At 41.5% G+C, this 16,751-nt stretch carries 18 protein-coding genes; 3 read left to right on the top strand and 15 right to left on the bottom strand.

Annotated features, from left to right (window positions below; translation table 11 throughout):
• Window positions 1–259: 259 nt before the first annotated feature.
• On the top strand, window positions 260–988 hold the full coding sequence (locus tag ACIQXQ_RS10585) for a FadR/GntR family transcriptional regulator (protein WP_402957237.1): 729 nt from the start codon (window positions 260–262) through the stop codon (window positions 986–988).
• Between the two features lie 85 nt (window positions 989–1,073).
• Here ACIQXQ_RS10585 and ACIQXQ_RS10580 read toward each other — a convergent pair whose 3' ends face one another.
• The 6 genes from ACIQXQ_RS10580 to ACIQXQ_RS10555 form a co-directional block, all read right to left on the bottom strand.
• Complete coding sequence (locus ACIQXQ_RS10580) at window positions 1,074–2,426, bottom strand: LLM class flavin-dependent oxidoreductase (protein ID WP_402957235.1); 1,353 nt, start codon at window positions 2,424–2,426, stop codon at window positions 1,074–1,076.
• A gap of 36 nt (window positions 2,427–2,462) precedes the next feature.
• The gene (locus tag ACIQXQ_RS10575; protein ID WP_402957233.1) at window positions 2,463–3,821 is read right to left on the bottom strand and encodes an LLM class flavin-dependent oxidoreductase; all 1,359 of its coding nucleotides are present in this window, start codon (window positions 3,819–3,821) and stop codon (window positions 2,463–2,465) included.
• A gap of 23 nt (window positions 3,822–3,844) precedes the next feature.
• Window positions 3,845–4,666, bottom strand: coding sequence for an ABC transporter permease (locus ACIQXQ_RS10570; RefSeq protein ID WP_402873991.1), 822 nt, complete (start codon window positions 4,664–4,666; stop codon window positions 3,845–3,847).
• Window positions 4,667–4,692: 26 nt separating this feature from the next.
• Entirely contained in the window at window positions 4,693–5,499 is an 807-nt protein-coding gene (locus ACIQXQ_RS10565) for an ABC transporter ATP-binding protein (RefSeq protein WP_402874284.1), read from the bottom strand.
• 13 nt (window positions 5,500–5,512) lie between these two features.
• Window positions 5,513–6,544 (bottom strand): ABC transporter substrate-binding protein, encoded by a 1,032-nt coding sequence (locus ACIQXQ_RS10560; protein WP_402873989.1) that lies wholly within the window; start codon window positions 6,542–6,544, stop codon window positions 5,513–5,515.
• A 449-nt stretch (window positions 6,545–6,993) separates the two neighbouring features.
• A complete protein-coding gene (locus tag ACIQXQ_RS10555; protein ID WP_402873986.1) occupies window positions 6,994–7,344 on the bottom strand; it encodes an avidin-fold protein in 351 nt (116 codons plus the stop codon).
• 192 nt (window positions 7,345–7,536) lie between these two features.
• Between ACIQXQ_RS10555 and ACIQXQ_RS10550 the strand changes: the two genes are divergently transcribed.
• Window positions 7,537–7,701, top strand: a complete 165-nt coding sequence (locus ACIQXQ_RS10550) for a hypothetical protein (RefSeq protein WP_402873984.1) — start codon at window positions 7,537–7,539, stop codon at window positions 7,699–7,701.
• Window positions 7,702–7,923: 222 nt separating this feature from the next.
• On the opposite strand, the gene ACIQXQ_RS10545 is transcribed toward ACIQXQ_RS10550, so the two are convergent.
• Window positions 7,924–8,409 (bottom strand): hypothetical protein, encoded by a 486-nt coding sequence (locus tag ACIQXQ_RS10545; protein ID WP_402957230.1) that lies wholly within the window; start codon window positions 8,407–8,409, stop codon window positions 7,924–7,926.
• A 24-nt stretch (window positions 8,410–8,433) separates the two neighbouring features.
• Window positions 8,434–8,922 carry a GNAT family N-acetyltransferase gene (locus ACIQXQ_RS10540; protein ID WP_402957228.1) on the bottom strand — a complete coding sequence of 163 codons (489 nt, stop codon included), beginning with the start codon at window positions 8,920–8,922 and terminating at the stop codon, window positions 8,434–8,436.
• Window positions 8,923–8,993: 71 nt separating this feature from the next.
• Here ACIQXQ_RS10540 and ACIQXQ_RS10535 point away from each other — a divergent pair, with 71 nt between their 5' ends.
• Window positions 8,994–9,236, top strand: a complete 243-nt coding sequence (locus ACIQXQ_RS10535) for a hypothetical protein (RefSeq protein WP_402957226.1) — start codon at window positions 8,994–8,996, stop codon at window positions 9,234–9,236.
• 2 nt (window positions 9,237–9,238) lie between these two features.
• Here ACIQXQ_RS10535 and ACIQXQ_RS10530 read toward each other — a convergent pair whose 3' ends face one another.
• From ACIQXQ_RS10530 to ACIQXQ_RS10500, 7 genes are all read right to left on the bottom strand, one after another.
• Window positions 9,239–10,471 (bottom strand): MFS transporter, encoded by a 1,233-nt coding sequence (locus ACIQXQ_RS10530; RefSeq protein WP_402957224.1) that lies wholly within the window; start codon window positions 10,469–10,471, stop codon window positions 9,239–9,241.
• 4 nt (window positions 10,472–10,475) lie between these two features.
• Complete coding sequence (locus tag ACIQXQ_RS10525) at window positions 10,476–11,213, bottom strand: alpha/beta fold hydrolase (RefSeq protein ID WP_402957222.1); 738 nt, start codon at window positions 11,211–11,213, stop codon at window positions 10,476–10,478.
• Window positions 11,214–11,379: 166 nt separating this feature from the next.
• Window positions 11,380–11,619 (bottom strand): YczF family membrane protein, encoded by a 240-nt coding sequence (locus ACIQXQ_RS10520; protein WP_402957220.1) that lies wholly within the window; start codon window positions 11,617–11,619, stop codon window positions 11,380–11,382.
• Window positions 11,620–11,660: 41 nt separating this feature from the next.
• Entirely contained in the window at window positions 11,661–12,773 is a 1,113-nt protein-coding gene (locus tag ACIQXQ_RS10515) for a GerAB/ArcD/ProY family transporter (protein ID WP_402957217.1), read from the bottom strand.
• Window positions 12,774–12,798: 25 nt separating this feature from the next.
• A complete protein-coding gene (locus ACIQXQ_RS10510) occupies window positions 12,799–14,010 on the bottom strand; it encodes a Ger(x)C family spore germination protein (protein ID WP_402957214.1) in 1,212 nt (403 codons plus the stop codon).
• The gene (locus ACIQXQ_RS10505) at window positions 14,000–15,628 is read right to left on the bottom strand and encodes a spore germination protein (protein ID WP_402957212.1); all 1,629 of its coding nucleotides are present in this window, start codon (window positions 15,626–15,628) and stop codon (window positions 14,000–14,002) included. The genes ACIQXQ_RS10510 and ACIQXQ_RS10505 overlap by 11 nt, the downstream gene beginning before the upstream one ends.
• 218 nt (window positions 15,629–15,846) lie before the next feature.
• Window positions 15,847–16,605 (bottom strand): SDR family oxidoreductase, encoded by a 759-nt coding sequence (locus ACIQXQ_RS10500; protein ID WP_402957210.1) that lies wholly within the window; start codon window positions 16,603–16,605, stop codon window positions 15,847–15,849.
• Window positions 16,606–16,751 lie beyond the last annotated feature (146 nt).

Below are 16,751 nucleotides of genomic sequence, written 5' to 3'. Positions count from 1 at the left end.
CACCTTCATTCCAATTGTAAATAACCTTTAATTGTAAAATGTTTTTACATTTAAAGGTTATTTACAATACTATTGATTTGCGTTGAAAAACACATTACTATCAAATTATATCAATTTATGTAAAAATATAGTAATATTCTATTAAGCTCCACAGTAAACAAATTAACTTACTAAATACAGTTGAACTCATTTATAAACGCTTAATCTATAATCAATTTAGTTGTTTTGTCCGTAAAAAATCCATCGAGGTGATTGGACGTTGATCCATACAAAGAAACTATTAAGTCTATCCGAACAAATAGCAGAGCAAATTAAAGATTCCTTAATCAATAAAGACTTAAAGCCTGGGGATAAACTGCCTGGGGAAAAAGAACTTGCCAATGAATTTCAAGTGAGTAGGCCTACAGTTCGGGATGCCATTAAAATATTGTCGTCTTCTAAATTAGTCATAACAAAACCGGGAGCTAAGGGGGGACACTTCATTACGGAGTTTGACCCTGATTCATTCGTAAGTGACTTTAGCGATTACATAACTCTTTCCCTCAGTTTAAAGGGGATTACGTTAGAGGAAGTAATCGAAATGAGAAAAATGATAGAGATCAAAGCATGTGGAATTGCTGCAGCAATGCGTACAGATGAAGATCTTATTAGGTTAAAGAGTTTAATTCCAAAAATAGATTCCGTTAATGATTCGCACTACTTTAGAGATGACTTTAAATTTCATAGGGCTATAGCAAAAGCCACAAAAAACCGACTCATAATGATTAATATTGAAGCGATTTCAGAAGCGATTATTCCATACTTTCAGTCAACTGATTGTTCCACTGAATTAAAAGAGGACCTTAACAAGGAACTGCACGGCATATACAAAGCCATAGAACAGAAGGATCCAAAAGCTGCAGAGGAAAAAATGAAAGAACATCTGAATCATTTCATAAACTTCATTCCTCAATTTGAAAGCGCCAGTAAGGAATTCCGTACATCTTGAGGCGATATATCGGTTGAATTTTAATGGTAAAGAAGTGCATGGAAAGAAAAACAAAAAACCGGGCAGAATCGCCCGGCCTTACTGGTTACACGGTTTCTATAATCTTGTTGACCAACGTGTTGGCTGGCCGATTCAGTCCTAAGTTTCCGCGTAAGGTATCTTCTGTGTATTCGGTACGGAATATGCCACGTTTTTGCAATTCAGGGATGACATGATCGACGAAGTCTTCAAGGCCGCCCGGTAAATAAGGAGGCATGATGTTGAATCCGTCCGCCGCCCCATTTTCAAACCATTCTTGCAATTGGTCTGCGATTTGTTCCGGTGTTCCTTTGATTTCACGATGGCCTCTGGCGCCGGCTGTTCGTTGATATAGCTGGCGTATGGTCAGGTTTTCACGTTCAGCCAGATCCTTCAATAATGTAAAACGGCTTTTACCTCCATTGATTTGTTCTAATTCCGGCAGGTCTGGCAGTGGTCCATCAACGGGATACCCTCTTAAATCCACACTGATCATCGCCGACAAAAGCGCAACGCCGGCTTCCTCTGGGATAAGTTCCTCAAATAATTGCTTCTTCTCATTCGCTTCTTCTTCTGTTGCGCCAATGATTGGGAAGACACCCGGCATGATTTTCAGTTCCTCAGGGGAACGGCCATATTTCGCCATCCGTCCTTTCACATCCGCATAGAATGCTTGAGCTTCTTCGATTGTTTGCCACGCTGTGAAAATCACTTCCGCCGTTCGTGCCGCCAGCTCTTTTCCAGCTTCGGATGATCCCGCTTGAACCACAACGGGATGTCCTTGGACCGGACGGGAAATATTCAAGGGTCCTTCTACGGAGAACCATTCACCCTTATGATTGATGGCATGGATTTTCGAGCCATCGGCAAATTGCGCGGATTCCTTATCCATGATCAACGCCTCATCTTCCCAGCTATCCCAAAGCTTTTCTACAACGTCCACAAATTCCTCGGCCCTTTCATAACGCTTTTCATGTTGAAGATGATGATCGGAATTAAAGTTCCGTGCTTCGGCATCCGTATTGGATGTGACGACGTTCCACCCTGCACGACCATTGCTTAAGTGGTCGAGCGATGCAAACTTACGGGCTACATGATAGGGTTCGTTGTACGTCGTGGACACCGTACCGACTAGCCCGATTTTTTCCGTTACCGCTGAAAGTGCTGATAATAGAGTGAACGGTTCAAAACTAATTCCCGCTCTTTGGACGTTTTTAGCACCGTTATGTTGCAACGCATTACCATCCGCAACAAACAGCATATCGAATTTGCCGCGCTCTGCTGTTTGGGCCAGTCTTTTTAGAAAATCAAAATTCAATATATTATGAGTTTCAGCCTCGGGATGGCGCCAACCGGCCACGTGGTGTCCAGGAATCATGAAAAAAGCGCCTAATTTCATTTCTTTTTTATTCGTACTCATCTAATCTCCTTCTTTCTACTATTCTATTTTCAACACTTATATATGAGCGCCCGCCACTTTTTCAAGGAGAGTGTTTTTCGGACGTTGTAATCCCAAATTTTCACGCAATGTGCTGCCTGAATACTCCGTTTTGTATATGTTCCGCCTTTGCAATTCAGGAATGACTTGATTGACAAAATCATCTAACCCGCCCGGTAAATAGGGAGGCATGACATTAAATCCGTCTGCCGCTCCATTTTCAAACCATTCTTGAAGTTGATCAGCAATTTGTATTGGTGTCCCTTTAATTTCACGATGCCCGCGAGCACCTGCAATATGTTGATATAGCTGACGGATTGTATACCCTTCACGGTTCGCCACATCCTTCAATAACTGAAAGCGGCTTTTTGTTCCATTGACTTCTTCTAAATCAGGAAGTTCAGGCAAGGGACCATCCAATGGGTAACCACTCAAATCGACATTGACCATCTTCGATAAAAGAGACACACCGGCTCCTTCTGGAATCAGATCGACCAATGCTTGTTTCTTCTCATTTGCTTCCTCTTCCGTATTCCCGATGACGGGAAATACTCCAGGCATGATTTTCAGTTCCTCAGGGGCACGACCATATTTCGCCATCCGCCCTTTTACATCCGCATAGAATGCTTGTGCTTCCTCTAATGTTTGCCAAGCAGTGAAAATCACTTCGGCCGTTCGCGCCGCCAATTCTTTTCCGGCTTCGGAAGATCCGGCTTGAACTACAACCGGATGACCTTGAACAGGACGGGAAATATTCAGTGGTCCTGCAACGGAGAACCATTCCCCTTTATGATTGACGGCATGGATCTTTGAACCATCCGCAAATTGCGCCGATTCCTTATCCATGACCAATGCCTCATCTTCCCAGCTATCCCAAAGCTTTTGAGCGACATTCACAAACTCTTCAGCACGCTCATACCGCTTTTCATGAAGGGGATGTGCGTCGAGATTAAAGTTGCGAGCTTCTGAATCAGAGCCTGATGTCACGACATTCCATCCTGCTCGCCCATTGCTCAGATGGTCCAAAGAAGCAAACTTACGGGCGACATGGTAAGGTTCGTTATACGTCGTCGATACGGTACCAACCAGCCCGATGTTTTTCGTTACCGCTGCAAGCGCCGATAACAAGGTAAATGGTTCAAAGCGTGTATTTACGGTTTGCCCTAATACTTGTTCATCCTGCGTGTTAAGTGATACATGATCGGCAAGGAACAGTAAATCGAATTTTCCGCGCTCTGCCGTTTGGGCCAGCTTTTTTATAAAATCAAAGTTCATGATATCCCTTACCTCTGCTTCTGGATGACGCCAAGCTGCCACGTGATGACCTGGAATCATGAAGAAGGCACCTAACTTCATTTCTCGTTTATTATTCGTCATCAAACCACCCCTTCTACCTTCGATTATTGATTGACTTTCCAAGCCGAGAATCGTTTTTCCAGAGACACTAAAACATAATTCAATAACAATCCAAGCAAAGAAATCGTTATGATCCCGGCGTACATTTCAGCGATTTGGAAATTCATCTGCGCATAATTGATCAAGTAACCTAAGCCTTCTTTGGCTCCTACCATTTCAGCTGCAATTAACACGAGAATCGATGCCGTCCCTGCCATCCGTATTCCGGTAAAAATAGTCGGAATAGAGGCCGGCAAAATAACCTTATAGAATAGTTTCTGGGAGGATAATCCCATTGATTTAGCTGACTTGATGAGCAACGGATCGACATTTTGAACGGCGTTGATGGTATTTAAAAGAATCGGAAACGTACAAGCGAACAGGACAATCGCTATTTTGGACACTTCCCCAATCCCAAGCAATAGGATAAAAACGGGCAATAAGGCCAACGCGGCTGTATTGCGGAATAACTCCAATACTGGGTTCAAAAAATCTTTGGCCAAAGGAAACCAGCCGATGATCAGACCTAAAGGAATCGCAATCAATAGAGCCAACCCAAACCCAATGAACGAACGGAAGAAGCTTGCCTTGAAATGGGCGAATAATTCTCCTGATGTCACCAATCCCCACCATCCTGCAACCACTGCCGAGAAAGGGGGGAAGAATACGGAATCCACCAATCCAATTCGTGGTGCAATCTCCCAAATGGCTAGTAACAGGACGATCACGGCTGTCTGCTTCACAAGTTTTTGAAGCCAGGTAAACGATAAACGGATAGGCCGCTTTCTTTCAATAGGTACAGCAATAGCTTTTTCTAAACTGGACATCTATGAACCACTCCTTTTTTTATGAATTAAATGGAAGCCGCTTGATAGACCTTTTCATGAAGAAGGCTCCATATATGATGTCGTGCTTTTACAAAGTCTTCATGTGATCGAATGTCCACTTCGTTCAAACGTGAATCCAAGGGGATATCCACCATGTACTTGACCGTTCCTGGATTCGTGGACATTACTGCGACTCGCTGCCCTAAGTACACAGCTTCATCGATGCCATGCGTGATGAAGATGATCGTTTTCTTCGTCTTCTCCCAAATCCGTACCAATTCACTCTGCAAGGTTTCTCGCGTCTGCGCATCCAATGCGGCAAACGGCTCATCCATCAGTAGCACATCCGGATTATAAGCTAGACTCCTAGCGATGGCGACGCGCTGCTTCATCCCACCTGACAATTCATGAGGAAAACGATCTTCAAACCCCTCCAACCCGACCAAAGATAAGTAATATTGCGTCCGTTCATGTCGTTCTTTCTTCGGAACTCCCTTAGCTTCGAGACCAAAATCAACATTGCCTCGCGCTGTCTTCCAAGGAAACAAAGCATATTGCTGAAACACGATTCCGCGGTCCAATCCAGGTCCCGTAATTTCCTTTCCATCAAGGAGGATACGGCCTGAAGTCGGTTTCGTTAAACCACCGAGCAGATCCAACAACGTGGATTTCCCGCACCCACTTGGACCGACCAGCGTTAAAAATTCACCATCTTTCACGGAGAAGTTCAAATCCCTTACCGCCGTGAACTCCTTCTTCGAGCCTTTTCCCTTTTCGGTATCCCGTACAGTAAACACCTTTGTCACTTGATCAAATCGAATTTTATCCGCCATATCCACACCCCATTCATTTAGTTTCAAGCTCTTTCGTATATGGATTATATTCATTCGTATATAAGTCATCCAACTTCACTTGGCCCTTTTTGATTTCCCCGTTGGCTTCTAGCCAATCCGCCCATACTTGGAATTCGGATTCTTTTATGTAGCCACCTTTTGCGGCAACACCCGGACTTTTCCAATATTGAACCGTTTCCGAATCTTCTTTTCTACCTCGTTTCTCTATGATCGATTCAAAACGGGCAATCACTTCTTCACGAGGTGTTGTACGTGACCATTCAATCGCTTTTGCAGTTGCTTCCACAAATTTTTTCACGGTATTCGGGTTTTCCTTTATGAACTTATCCGTAAAGACATAACTTCCTGCCGTAAAGGTTCCAAATAGATCATAATCACTAAATAATTTACTGATGCCTCCATTATCCAGTGCCCTGTCACGTGCCGCTCCATTTAAAGCCACGACATCGATTTGCTTTTGGCGTAATGTTTGTTCACCATTCCCCGTTGGCACCACCACTAACGTAACCTGTTTGATTTCATCATCCGTGAGGCCATTTTTCTTTAAATATTCCTTTAGAACCAATTCAAGATGGGCTCCAAGCGTATTTACCCCGACTTTTTTACCGATTAAATCACGTGCATCTTTTATCGGGCTGCCTTCTAATGTATAAAAGCCGACGAAGGTGTCTTCATCACTCCCATAATAGCCAATGACCGATTTAATGGGGGCGCCGCTTGATTTCAATTTGATGATGGCTCCATTAAAGGCACCACCGAAATCCGTTTGACCCGTCGCGGCCGTTTGAATATCCTGAGGTCCGCCATTCACATTTCCCACCCAATCTAACTTAATCGGATCTAAATAACCTAAATCCTCCGCCAGTTCTGGATAGAGTACCGATCCAGCATATCCCTGATACTTCAGTTCCACTTTTTCATAGCCATCCTGGTTTTTCTCCACTGCTTTCCCTGAAGAACAACCAACTATCACAAGTAATGCACCAATCCATACTAAAAATAAGGCCTGTCGAGTCATTTTCATTTTTTACTCTCCTTTATTTACGGGGCTCTTAAACACAAAAGACCCTCGATTAATTTTCCAATTAAACGAAGGCCTCCAGAAGTCTAGTCAGCCACACTATTCAATTATGATTCAGGGACCACATGAACATCCCTTTGAAGATTCTTCCCATTAGCGCTCCTTGCATTGGATCAATATGTATATATCTGAAACGCAAGTCCCCCCTTTCTTAAACAAAAGAGGCCCCCATTTTCACCATGTGGTGAACGTAGGGGCCTCCGGTTAACCAGTAAGCCAATTCATTTAATTCCAATAAAGTTTATAGGTTTAATATATTTACTTTTTCAAAAAATGTCAATCATTTTCTGAAAGTTCTTTCTTTTTACCCATATTTTATGTAAAGATAATTCGCTATTTAATTTAGATTAGACAGGATACAGAATGGTGCAGCATTCATTCACCAACAGGAATCACTGTGGGCAGGTCACTTCTTCAACAATCGATTCCCCCTCACTCTGATCACGATCTGACCACTTCCACTTTTCCTGCAATCGGATTCTCCCATCAGATAGGAACTCAGGTGTGGAAAAGCATTGCCCGCCTCTGATCTCCTGCTGAACATTTACATGGTTATACCTAAACTGGATGCAGCCATTTTCCTGTACAATCCCGATCATGGTCCCTTTTAGGATGTCCCCTCCGCTATAGGTGGCGAAAAGAATATTCCCTTCTTGATGATAGTCAAAAATGGTTTTTGAAGAAACCTCTCCGTTTGCTGTATTATCAGTCGATACAAAAGTACGTCCATCGTAATTAATCATAAATAAAGGCTCCTTTTTGTTTGTCCTCTTGACCTGTGTACTGCCAGACCCAAATAATTTTTGCTCTCCTAATCAATCAATATTTATATCGATATAAAATTGTTTAATCAACGTTCATTTCCTTACAAGCCCATCTATCCCCTCTAGCATTGTGTTAAAATTTGGTTATATAAACTAGAAAGAGGTTTGTACATGAATAAAATGATGTTTTACTTTTGGATAGTGGGTATCGCCATTATTGCTTTTTTTACAGGGGAAATTGCTACGGTCATGATGCTCTACCTAATCTTGATTGCCCTACATGCCATCCATTCAACACTTAAAGATTTTTATGATGATTGGAAAAGTAAGCAGTAAATGATGTTCGAATGTTTGATTTCTTTTCTCTTATTTGTTGCTCATGTGAATTTAATTCCTCAATTTTTCACTATGAAGTTAGCAAATACATATAAGAATAAAGCTTAACTAGTTGGATGGGTAACTTTTTTAAAGTTACTCATTTCTTGAAAATATCAAACTATCTCATACATAGCCAAGATTAATATATTGGTAAATTGGTAAGCGACCCCGATGGTTCACTCACTCTTCACCTTCAAAGTTCAAATAGGTTACGTCTTCTTTTTTAACCACCGTAAATACTTCGTTATCCTTTGCATATAACACGGTATCGCCATAACTATACTCTCCGTGATTAAAGGAAATGCCGAATTTATTATTGCTTGGGTAGCCATATATGTAACAAACGACTTCCCCTTCTTTCATGAACACGATTTGATTCATGCCCTCGTTGACCGTTTCCTTAATTCTATCCCACTTATATCCGACCGTATCATACACATCTTCTTTTGTATAATACGCGGGAAATGAATAGACTTTATCCCATTCAAATGGAGTAAACTCCGTCAAATTCACAGGTTCGTCCGGTATCTCCATCGTCAGGATCTTATCTTCGAGCAGCTTTGCATTCGTATCCCAAATCTCCTTTTTAAAGGGATTCGCCCATATGAAGACAATGAGAATCGTCAAGAACACCGAAGCTATCATATACCTTTTCTTATTATTCATATAACCTCCTCCTTAAATTGTTTTTTAAAAGTAATCCGGGATTTCAAAAGGATCTCTATCATTTTCTTTTGAGTAGTACATACATATGCTATCCTTATATTTTTGCTTAGCAGGTGGCAACTCAATAAATTTCAACTTGTTATAGAATTCCATTCCGATATCGCTATACAGGAAAAAATCCGTACACTTTTCATTTCGCTCTAACTCCTGTATGACTTGTTGAATCAGGGCAGACGCATAGCCTCTTTTCCTTAGGGTAAAGGGGGTGGCAATTGATCCAATTCCTCTACTGGTGCTACCTTCTAATGAAGGTAGTTCGTATACGATAAGAGAACTTATTACCTCTTTTGTTTCTGGATTTTCTAAAATGTACCATGTGCCCTTCTTATACTTACTAGATTGGTTACACATCGTTATATATTCGTCAGAAGGCATGTTTTCTCCCCAAACATCGTACCCCATCAGATACACTGACTCCATATCCTCACTTGTTGCTTTTCTGATCTTCAGCATATACCGACTCCCTGTTTTTACTTGGTCCCTACCGGATTTTCATGTAAAATGACTCAAAGGAGGTTACGGATATGGAACTACATTTGCCTAAACGCATCCATAAGTTTTATTGGTCTTTGTTCCCTATAATACTTGCTATAATTGGCTATCATAATATCTTTAAGAATTGGGAACTTCCACTCTATGGCTTCAATGATCTTGAAGATTTTGAAAGACTCTTATTTGTATGTGGTTTAAGCATGTGTGAAAGTGCTTTATTGACAGTATTTCTTTGGTGGGGCATAAAAATTTTGAAGAAGATTTTCCTATCCTAGAGTCATAGATTCCCCGTCATTATTTCTTCCTTTTCTTCAAAATATTGTGCTTTGGAAGGGGTGAATATGGTCAGACAAAGGGCCCCGGCCAGTACAATTCCTAATAGGCAAAAGCCGATACAAACCATTTGCAACGAAAACCAGTCGGCCATTAACCCGAGTAACAACGTCAAAACAATTTGTACGATGCCTTGAACCATTTCTGCCATGCTGCCAAATCTCCCCATAATCGCAACCGGTACATTGTTTTGGAAAAAGGTGGCGTATCCCGCGTTCGCAAATGACATCACAAAGCCTAAAAACACGAAAGCTGACGTCGCCGTTATAAAGTCCACGGATGCATAAAATAACAGGTATCCGATTGTTGATAGGAACAATCCCCCTCCTACAAAGTATCGAAGCGACAGTTTCTTGGAAACCGCAGCCGCAACGGCCGCACCTCCCAATGCCCCAGCACCCGTGAGACTTGTAATGAAGCCATATTCCTTATCCGTCAATTCCAAGTGCTGTTTAATGAAGGTGACTTCTTGTGAATCCAAGGCATAACCGATGAGCACGGCCCCTTGAAACAAGATGTATACTGTTATGAAGAACTTGGCTCCCTTCGTGAATTCCATGACTGCTTTCCAATCGTACAGGAGCGTTTTCAAGGAAACGGGGGCCCTTCCTACATCACCTAAATCTTCGTCCACATCCGGAAGAAAATAGATGAAACCTGCACAAACGAAAAATGTAATCGCATTGATCACAATACATAAATCGGTCCCTACCGACATAATGAGGATTCCTGAAATGGCGGGTCCCAATAAGAACGCACCTGAACTGGTCAAACTCATGATGGAGTTAAAACGTTTTCGCTGTTCAAGAGGAACGAGCTTCGTTATGTAGACCGATGAACTTGGGCCAAAAAAGGCGCCCACAATATTGATTAATAGTAGCACCGCATAGATAGACCATAATGACCCGATAAAAGGTATCAAGAATATCAAGATCCCTCTTACGACATCAATGGACATCATCAACCGGCGTTTATTGACCCGATCAATGACACTCCCCGACCAGGTATTCGTGATCAATGTCGCTAATGGCCTGATCATATACAGTCCAGCCACCGCTGCCGCTGAACCGGTCAAGTTCAAGATGGAAACATTAAGGGCAATTAAGTAAATCCAGTTTCCTAGATACGAAACCCCTATTCCTGATAGTAATAGTATGGGGTTCTTCCAACTCTTCATTCACTCACCCCTTTACTATCGAAGAATTGTTATCCAGTGACTCTATAAAAGTATGTAGCGTTCGTGAATATAATTCAGGTTGGTCTCTATGTACCAAATGTCCCGCGAATGGAATGATGGAAACGTGGATATCCGAATTCAATTGCTTATAGGTTACGGCCACTGAAATTTCGTTTTTCTCTGCTTCGCCGACCATACACAAAGCCGGCACAGGAAGATGGGAAACATCACCCGTTTCGGCGAACGGATAAAAATCGTCTCCTTGAAAAGAGCGGAGTAACGCTTTCCAGTCATTGTTTCCATGCATTCCATCCAAAATCGAAACCACTTCTTCATTTTCAAATAGTTGTTCGTGGTGCTCTGCTTCCTGTTTCGAAAGCTCCTTCCAATTATCCGGCTCAATGGGGAAAATTCCGGAGAAGGTTAAGGATGACACTTGCTCGGGATATTTCTTAGCAAACAATAAAGCGGCTATGCCGCCAAGGGAAACTCCGGCAATATGGCACTTTTCAATCCGCAATGCCTTCAATGTGTCATGGATGTCGTCTGCGCAATGACTAAAATAATGATCAATCGGACCCTCCGATTGACCATGCCCCCTTAAATCAGGACGAATCACTTTGAAATTCCTCTCTGAAAAATAATCGCTTTGTTCCTCATACTCCGTTAATCCCGTCATACCGCCTGAATGAATCAATACAAGCGGGAACCCTTCTCCTGAAATACTTGTATGTAAAATCATCCCCATCTCTCCAATCATTCTATAAGTTTTCATTTATTATACTATTAATCATACATATTTTTACATAATATTCAGATAAAAGGGGTTGTGCAGCAACCCACTATAATCACGCCTCCCAAAGCCCTTAATCAATAAAGCCAAGAGTTTTGCACTATGTTTTTTGTATTTAATCTTTTGTTGTTCCTTTCTTCTTTTTACGGTTTCGATAAATGGCTAGAGTAGAAATGGTAACTATATAGATAATAAAAAGAAAGAAAAGAACCACTTCCTCTACCTCCATGACAAGAAAAGGATTAAACGTGTCTATAATGGAAGTGGGCACATCAAAGCCTATGAGCATATCTATTCCTAACGAAAACAAAATCAAGCATACAAATATCAAAATAGAGATTCCTAATACTTTCAAGCCTTAACACGCTCCCCATAGATTTTGGTCCCACCGATTTATCAGTTCACTTTCAATCCTTCATCCTTCCCTTTCCTATTCTTGATAAAAGCAATGAGCAGAAGGAAAAGAGGAATAACCAACTGAAAGGGAAGATGGATATACAAAGGAGCAACCTCTAGTCCTTTATATACATGTTCTGAAAAGTTGCTGGCAATTAATATCGATAGTAGTAAGACGATGAACCCCATTGGATAAACCAATACAGAAGATTCTTTGATCTGGAACAAATTAGTGGTACCTTCCACAGATGCATAGAAAAAAACACCTAGCTTAAAGAAGCCTGCAAAAACAGAGGATAGCATAAAAGTAACATCCAATCTTTCTAAAAACCCAGCTAGCTCTATGGTCTGGATAGTAGAAAGAAGGGGAAACTGCGTGCGTGAAAGTAGACTCACACCGAGTACACTGATATTTATTGTCATGATCAGTGCCAGAATCACGCCACTTAACCCTAGTCCGTATAATCCTGTTTTCATCACCTTTTCGGGCTTGTTCAAAAAGGGAAAAATCATGGTGAATACAATAATTTCACCGAATGGAAAGTATAGAGTAGTAAAAGCGGTTTTTAGGACTGGCCTTAATCCTTCTTCCAATACAGGTTGCAAGTTAGAAATATGCATACTTCCAGAAATACTAATTAGTATGAAGCCGCTGATGCCGAGAAAAGCGATAATAATAAAAATCAATTCTCCAGTTCGGGCCAGGACCTCGATCCCTTTTCTAATTGTATACACGACGACTATGATCATCAGTGCATTCATAATAAATAATGGACTTTCTGGAAAGAAGACCGTGATCAAAAGTTCCCCAAAATCCCTCAGGACTCTAGCCGAAATATAAATAAAGTAAAGGATGTAAAGGAAAGCCAATATTTTCCCTACAAAGCTACCTAGTATTTTTTGCAGATATTCGGTCAAATGAATATCTGGATAGTACGAAAAAAGAGCATAATATATCAAAAATAAGCATAACCCGCCTGACAGTCCAATTAGTATAGCCAGCCAAGCATTCTGTTTCGCTTCAACCGCGAGGGGGACCAATATCGCACTGCCAAGTTCAAACAAGACAATAAGCACGAACAGCTGATGTGTACTGATCTTTGCCTTTTCCAATAAAATTCACATCCCATTTTAGACTTTACATATCTGAAAGATATGAATTTTTTCTTAACCCACTCCGCCTGATAAAAGCTTCTACCTCAACCTTTACGGTCAATTTCGGGAAGTAAGCTTCATTCCACTCACTTTTCATACCTTCCCATTGCTTTGGGTCGGACCGATGAACCACTTCGCCAAATCCGAAAATATCCGTTTTATTTAGTTGAGTCTTCTTAACTGTCTTTTCTAGCTCCTTTTTGATTTCTTTTCTCACTACTTTTTCCAATTCCAAAATTATAGAAGGATCATTTAGATTGATGGGTGTCCTTAATTCGCGAATATCTCCTTCCGCCCGGATTCGTACCGTAATGACAGGGAGGTCCTTCTTCGTGTCAGCAGTGACTTTAACTTTTTGACGGATAACATTATAGACAAGGCTATTTTTATTCCCTCTCCAATCCAGTTCAACATCGGTTTCTTTAATTCTGTCCAGTATCCAAACAACACCTCGGGAGGTTTCACCCTGATACCAATCAATTAACTTCCCGTCTCTAAAAATGGCTAGCCCGTGCGCTTCCAGTGTTGTATCGAGCTCCGACTTTTGAACATTCGTCATATCTTTGCCCTGTTTGACCTTCCCTTTCATTCGAAAGCCGCTGAGGACCGGTTCCCTTCCATCGGCAGTAAGTACAGAAATGAATTCCTGAATGGAAACCTCCAAATGCTCTCCTTTTGTTAATTCAGTAATTTTTAATGTGCCGTTCACTTTCTCTGCAGGAATTTTATCTATGGCCGTCAACGTTTTAAGCAAATCCCCCGCTTTTGTATCATGGGCAATCACAAGTTTTAATGTGGCTCTGATTTCTGGATCCCTTTCAAAAGCATCTAAAATGGTTGAAATTCCTTCTTCCTTTGCCAGTTCTTCACTGATGACTAGTAGATTTGCATGAGCATGATAGAGCCTACGAGAGACTTTCGATGTTGCGTTGAAATGAGCCTCCAGCGTACTATGCCCCTTAGCACTGTATACGGAAACAGCAGGACTTTGTCCGCCCCCACCGCCCTGGAGCCCTCCTGCTACGTTACCTGGATTGATTATTTGTATCGTCTTGGTATAGGTTCCATCATCATTCTTATCAATCGCCATAGCAGAAATGATGGCTAGGTCGTTTAACTCCTTCTGGTTCCAACACCCTGATAGGAAAATGGGGATTATCATCATCATATAAAGAAAAATCGATTTATGGTTCATTGCGACCACCTTTTCTTACGGTAGAATTCACCATGTTGCGAGGTCCTGGGGGCTTAGGTTTCTGAGTTTCACCTTGTCCAGTATTAGTAGATTCGCTCATTAATCTTGGTTTCTTTTTGTAAGCCCAAAGTGGCCTACGGAAAATCGTATCTCCGACTTCATCCTTTATGAATGGGGCCAACGGAGACATATAAGGGACACCGAATGAGCGCAGGCTGCATAAGTGAACAATTAGGACGATAAAGGCAAGGGTGATTCCATAGAAACCGAATACCGCGGCACTTAACATGTATACAAATCTGATCATACGTGCAGATATAGCCACTTCATACGAAGGTGTTGCGAAGCTGGCAATGGCTGTTATTGAAACGACAATGACCATTGCCGGTGAGACTATGCCTGCCTGTACAGCTGCCTGCCCAATGACAAGCGCCCCTACGATAGAGATAGTCGAACCTATCGCTTTAGGCATGCGTAGGCCTGCTTCTCTTAAAATTTCAAAGGTTATTTCCATGATGAGCGCTTCGAGAAATGCCGGAAATGGGACCGATTCACGTTGTGCCGCAATGATTATGACCAACTTTGTTGGAAGCATCTCCTGATGGGAGGTGGTAGCAGCGATATAGACTGCTGGTCCTACAAGAGAAATAAAGAAGATGGCGATACGTAAAAAGCGAATCGCCGTAGAAATGTCAAACCGTTCATAATAATCTTCAACAGATTGAAAAAAATCATTAAATAAGGCGGGAACAAGCAATACGAAGGGCGTCCCATTAACAAATATGGCAATTTTCCCTTCAAGTAGATTACCTGCAATCTTATCTGGCCGGTCTGTATGGTTGATGGTCGGAAACGTCGTTTTTGTCTCATCTTCAATTAACTGTTCGATATATCCAGATTCAAGAATGCCATCGATGTTAATCCTTTTTAATCGGGTACGCACTTCTTCAATGATTTCCTTTTTTGCAATACCATTTATGTACAATAACGATACATCCGTTTTCGTTGTTTTACCTATCTTCATGGACTCACTCCACAAATCTGGAGTATTAATTATTCTACGAACCATTGCTATATTAGTCTCAATGGATTCCGTAAAGGACTCTTTTGAACCACGAATAGCAATACTTGTAGTCGATTCCTGAATGGAACGTCTCTCTCCACCCTGCGTGCTGGCACTGAGAGCTTCCCTTACCCCATCTATAAAAATGATGGTGTTGCCTGACATCAAGTCCGTGAATAAAGAATCCCAATCAACAACTTCTTTAATCTCTCCAAGAGCAATAACCTCTTCGCCAATAAACTGTAAAGCCTCTTTAGGAATGGACTTTTCGTGTAACACAGGATTATTAAGAATGGACTCTATTAAGAAATCATGTAAAGTTTGAGTGTCAATTAAACCTTTAATATATACAATGGCAATTTTCACCTTGAAGTTTTTTTCAGATAATGATCGAATCACGATATCCGAACTGTTCCCCGTTTTCTTCTTCAAAACTTCAAGATTCGCTTTCAATGTCATCTCCAAATAGTCTTTTAATTTAGCACTAGAAGGATCTTGACCGTTATTCTTTTCATCATTTCCCGAATCAGGCTTTCCTTTTATAAATGAAAACATGGCACCGACCTTCCTTTTCTTTTCCTATTCTGTTCGTGAATGTACCCATTTATGCAAGGCTCTCCCCGGTAAGAAGGACAAACTTTTGTCTCCCGCTACCCATGGAAATTCAACCCTATTTACTATTTATGAAATAAAAAAGCACCTCAAAACCGCTAGGTTTTGAGGTGCTTTTAGGTATACCGTATCAAATTAAAATCTTCAATATAAGGTTTGGATTAATAAGTTGTCCAACCGCCATCAGCTGTAACGACTTGTCCATTGATGAAGCTAGCATCTTCGGATCCTAAGAAGATAGCCAATTTAGCAATTTCTTCTGCTTGGCCGACACGCGGGTTAAGGGCCATTCCCAACCCTTGACGAGCTACACCCACTTCAGAAACGCTAGTCATCGATGAAGTGATGTTCGTCAAGACAGCACCTGGTGCGATGCCATTGCAACGAATGTTTTTGTCAGCGAACATGAATGCCGTGTTTTTAGTTAAACCGACCACCGCATGTTTAGAAGCTGTGTAAGCTGCACCTGCACGTCCGCCATGAAGGCCGCCCGCAGAAATGTTATTCACGATGACACCATGTCCTTGCTCTAGGAATAGTTTCGTCGCGATGCGCATGGATTTCATGACAGCTGTCGTGTTTACAGCAAAGATCATATCCCAACGGTCATCTGAAATTTCGTTGACAGGCTCCATGCCGTCCATGATGCCAGCATTATTCACTAAAATATCCAGTTTACCGTATGTTTTTACCGTTTCATCGAATAAGCGCTCTAAATCTTCAGCCTTCGTTACATTCGTATCGATAGCGAATGCCGTTCCGCCTTCAGCCACGATCGCTTCAGCAACAGCTTTAGCACCTTCTAAGTTCATATCCGAAACCACTACTTTCGCCCCTTCAGTTGCATAACCTTCCGCAATGGCTTTCCCCATACCTGATGCTGCACCCGTGACGATTGCTACTTTATCTTTTAATTTCATTATATACTCCCCCTTACACACCATTTTATTGAACACTTGTTCAATAAAAATTATAATGAAAAGAATGAATATGTACAATCGACAAAAATGGTAGAATGTGTTCATAAATAGACAGATTTAGGATGATGTGTCCGTTAAAGGAGAAA

Origin of the sequence: Peribacillus sp. NPDC097198 (assembly GCF_044762055.1) — a bacterium.
Lineage (GTDB): Bacteria > Bacillota > Bacilli > Bacillales > DSM-1321 > Peribacillus.
This window is presented reverse-complemented; position numbering and strand designations above follow the sequence as displayed.

Coding starts and splice junctions, on each gene's coding strand:
- ACIQXQ_RS10560 (WP_402873989.1), bottom strand. CDS start 6,544: ATGAAAATGACTCGACAGGCCTTATTTTTAGTATGGATTGGTGCATTA.
- ACIQXQ_RS10510 (WP_402957214.1), bottom strand. CDS start 14,010: ATGAACCATAAATCGATTTTTCTTTATATGATGATGATAATCCCCATT.
- ACIQXQ_RS10565 (WP_402874284.1), bottom strand. CDS start 5,499: ATGGCGGATAAAATTCGATTTGATCAAGTGACAAAGGTGTTTACTGTA.
- ACIQXQ_RS10580 (WP_402957235.1), bottom strand. CDS start 2,426: ATGAGTACGAATAAAAAAGAAATGAAATTAGGCGCTTTTTTCATGATT.
- ACIQXQ_RS10575 (WP_402957233.1), bottom strand. CDS start 3,821: ATGACGAATAATAAACGAGAAATGAAGTTAGGTGCCTTCTTCATGATT.
- ACIQXQ_RS10570 (WP_402873991.1), bottom strand. CDS start 4,666: ATGTCCAGTTTAGAAAAAGCTATTGCTGTACCTATTGAAAGAAAGCGG.
- ACIQXQ_RS10525 (WP_402957222.1), bottom strand. CDS start 11,213: ATGATTTTACATACAAGTATTTCAGGAGAAGGGTTCCCGCTTGTATTG.
- ACIQXQ_RS10505 (WP_402957212.1), bottom strand. CDS start 15,628: ATGTTTTCATTTATAAAAGGAAAGCCTGATTCGGGAAATGATGAAAAG.
- ACIQXQ_RS10500 (WP_402957210.1), bottom strand. CDS start 16,605: ATGAAATTAAAAGATAAAGTAGCAATCGTCACGGGTGCAGCATCAGGT.
- ACIQXQ_RS10535 (WP_402957226.1), top strand. CDS start 8,994: ATGGAACTACATTTGCCTAAACGCATCCATAAGTTTTATTGGTCTTTG.
- ACIQXQ_RS10555 (WP_402873986.1), bottom strand. CDS start 7,344: ATGATTAATTACGATGGACGTACTTTTGTATCGACTGATAATACAGCA.
- ACIQXQ_RS10550 (WP_402873984.1), top strand. CDS start 7,537: ATGAATAAAATGATGTTTTACTTTTGGATAGTGGGTATCGCCATTATT.
- ACIQXQ_RS10530 (WP_402957224.1), bottom strand. CDS start 10,471: ATGAAGAGTTGGAAGAACCCCATACTATTACTATCAGGAATAGGGGTT.
- ACIQXQ_RS10545 (WP_402957230.1), bottom strand. CDS start 8,409: ATGAATAATAAGAAAAGGTATATGATAGCTTCGGTGTTCTTGACGATT.
- ACIQXQ_RS10540 (WP_402957228.1), bottom strand. CDS start 8,922: ATGCTGAAGATCAGAAAAGCAACAAGTGAGGATATGGAGTCAGTGTAT.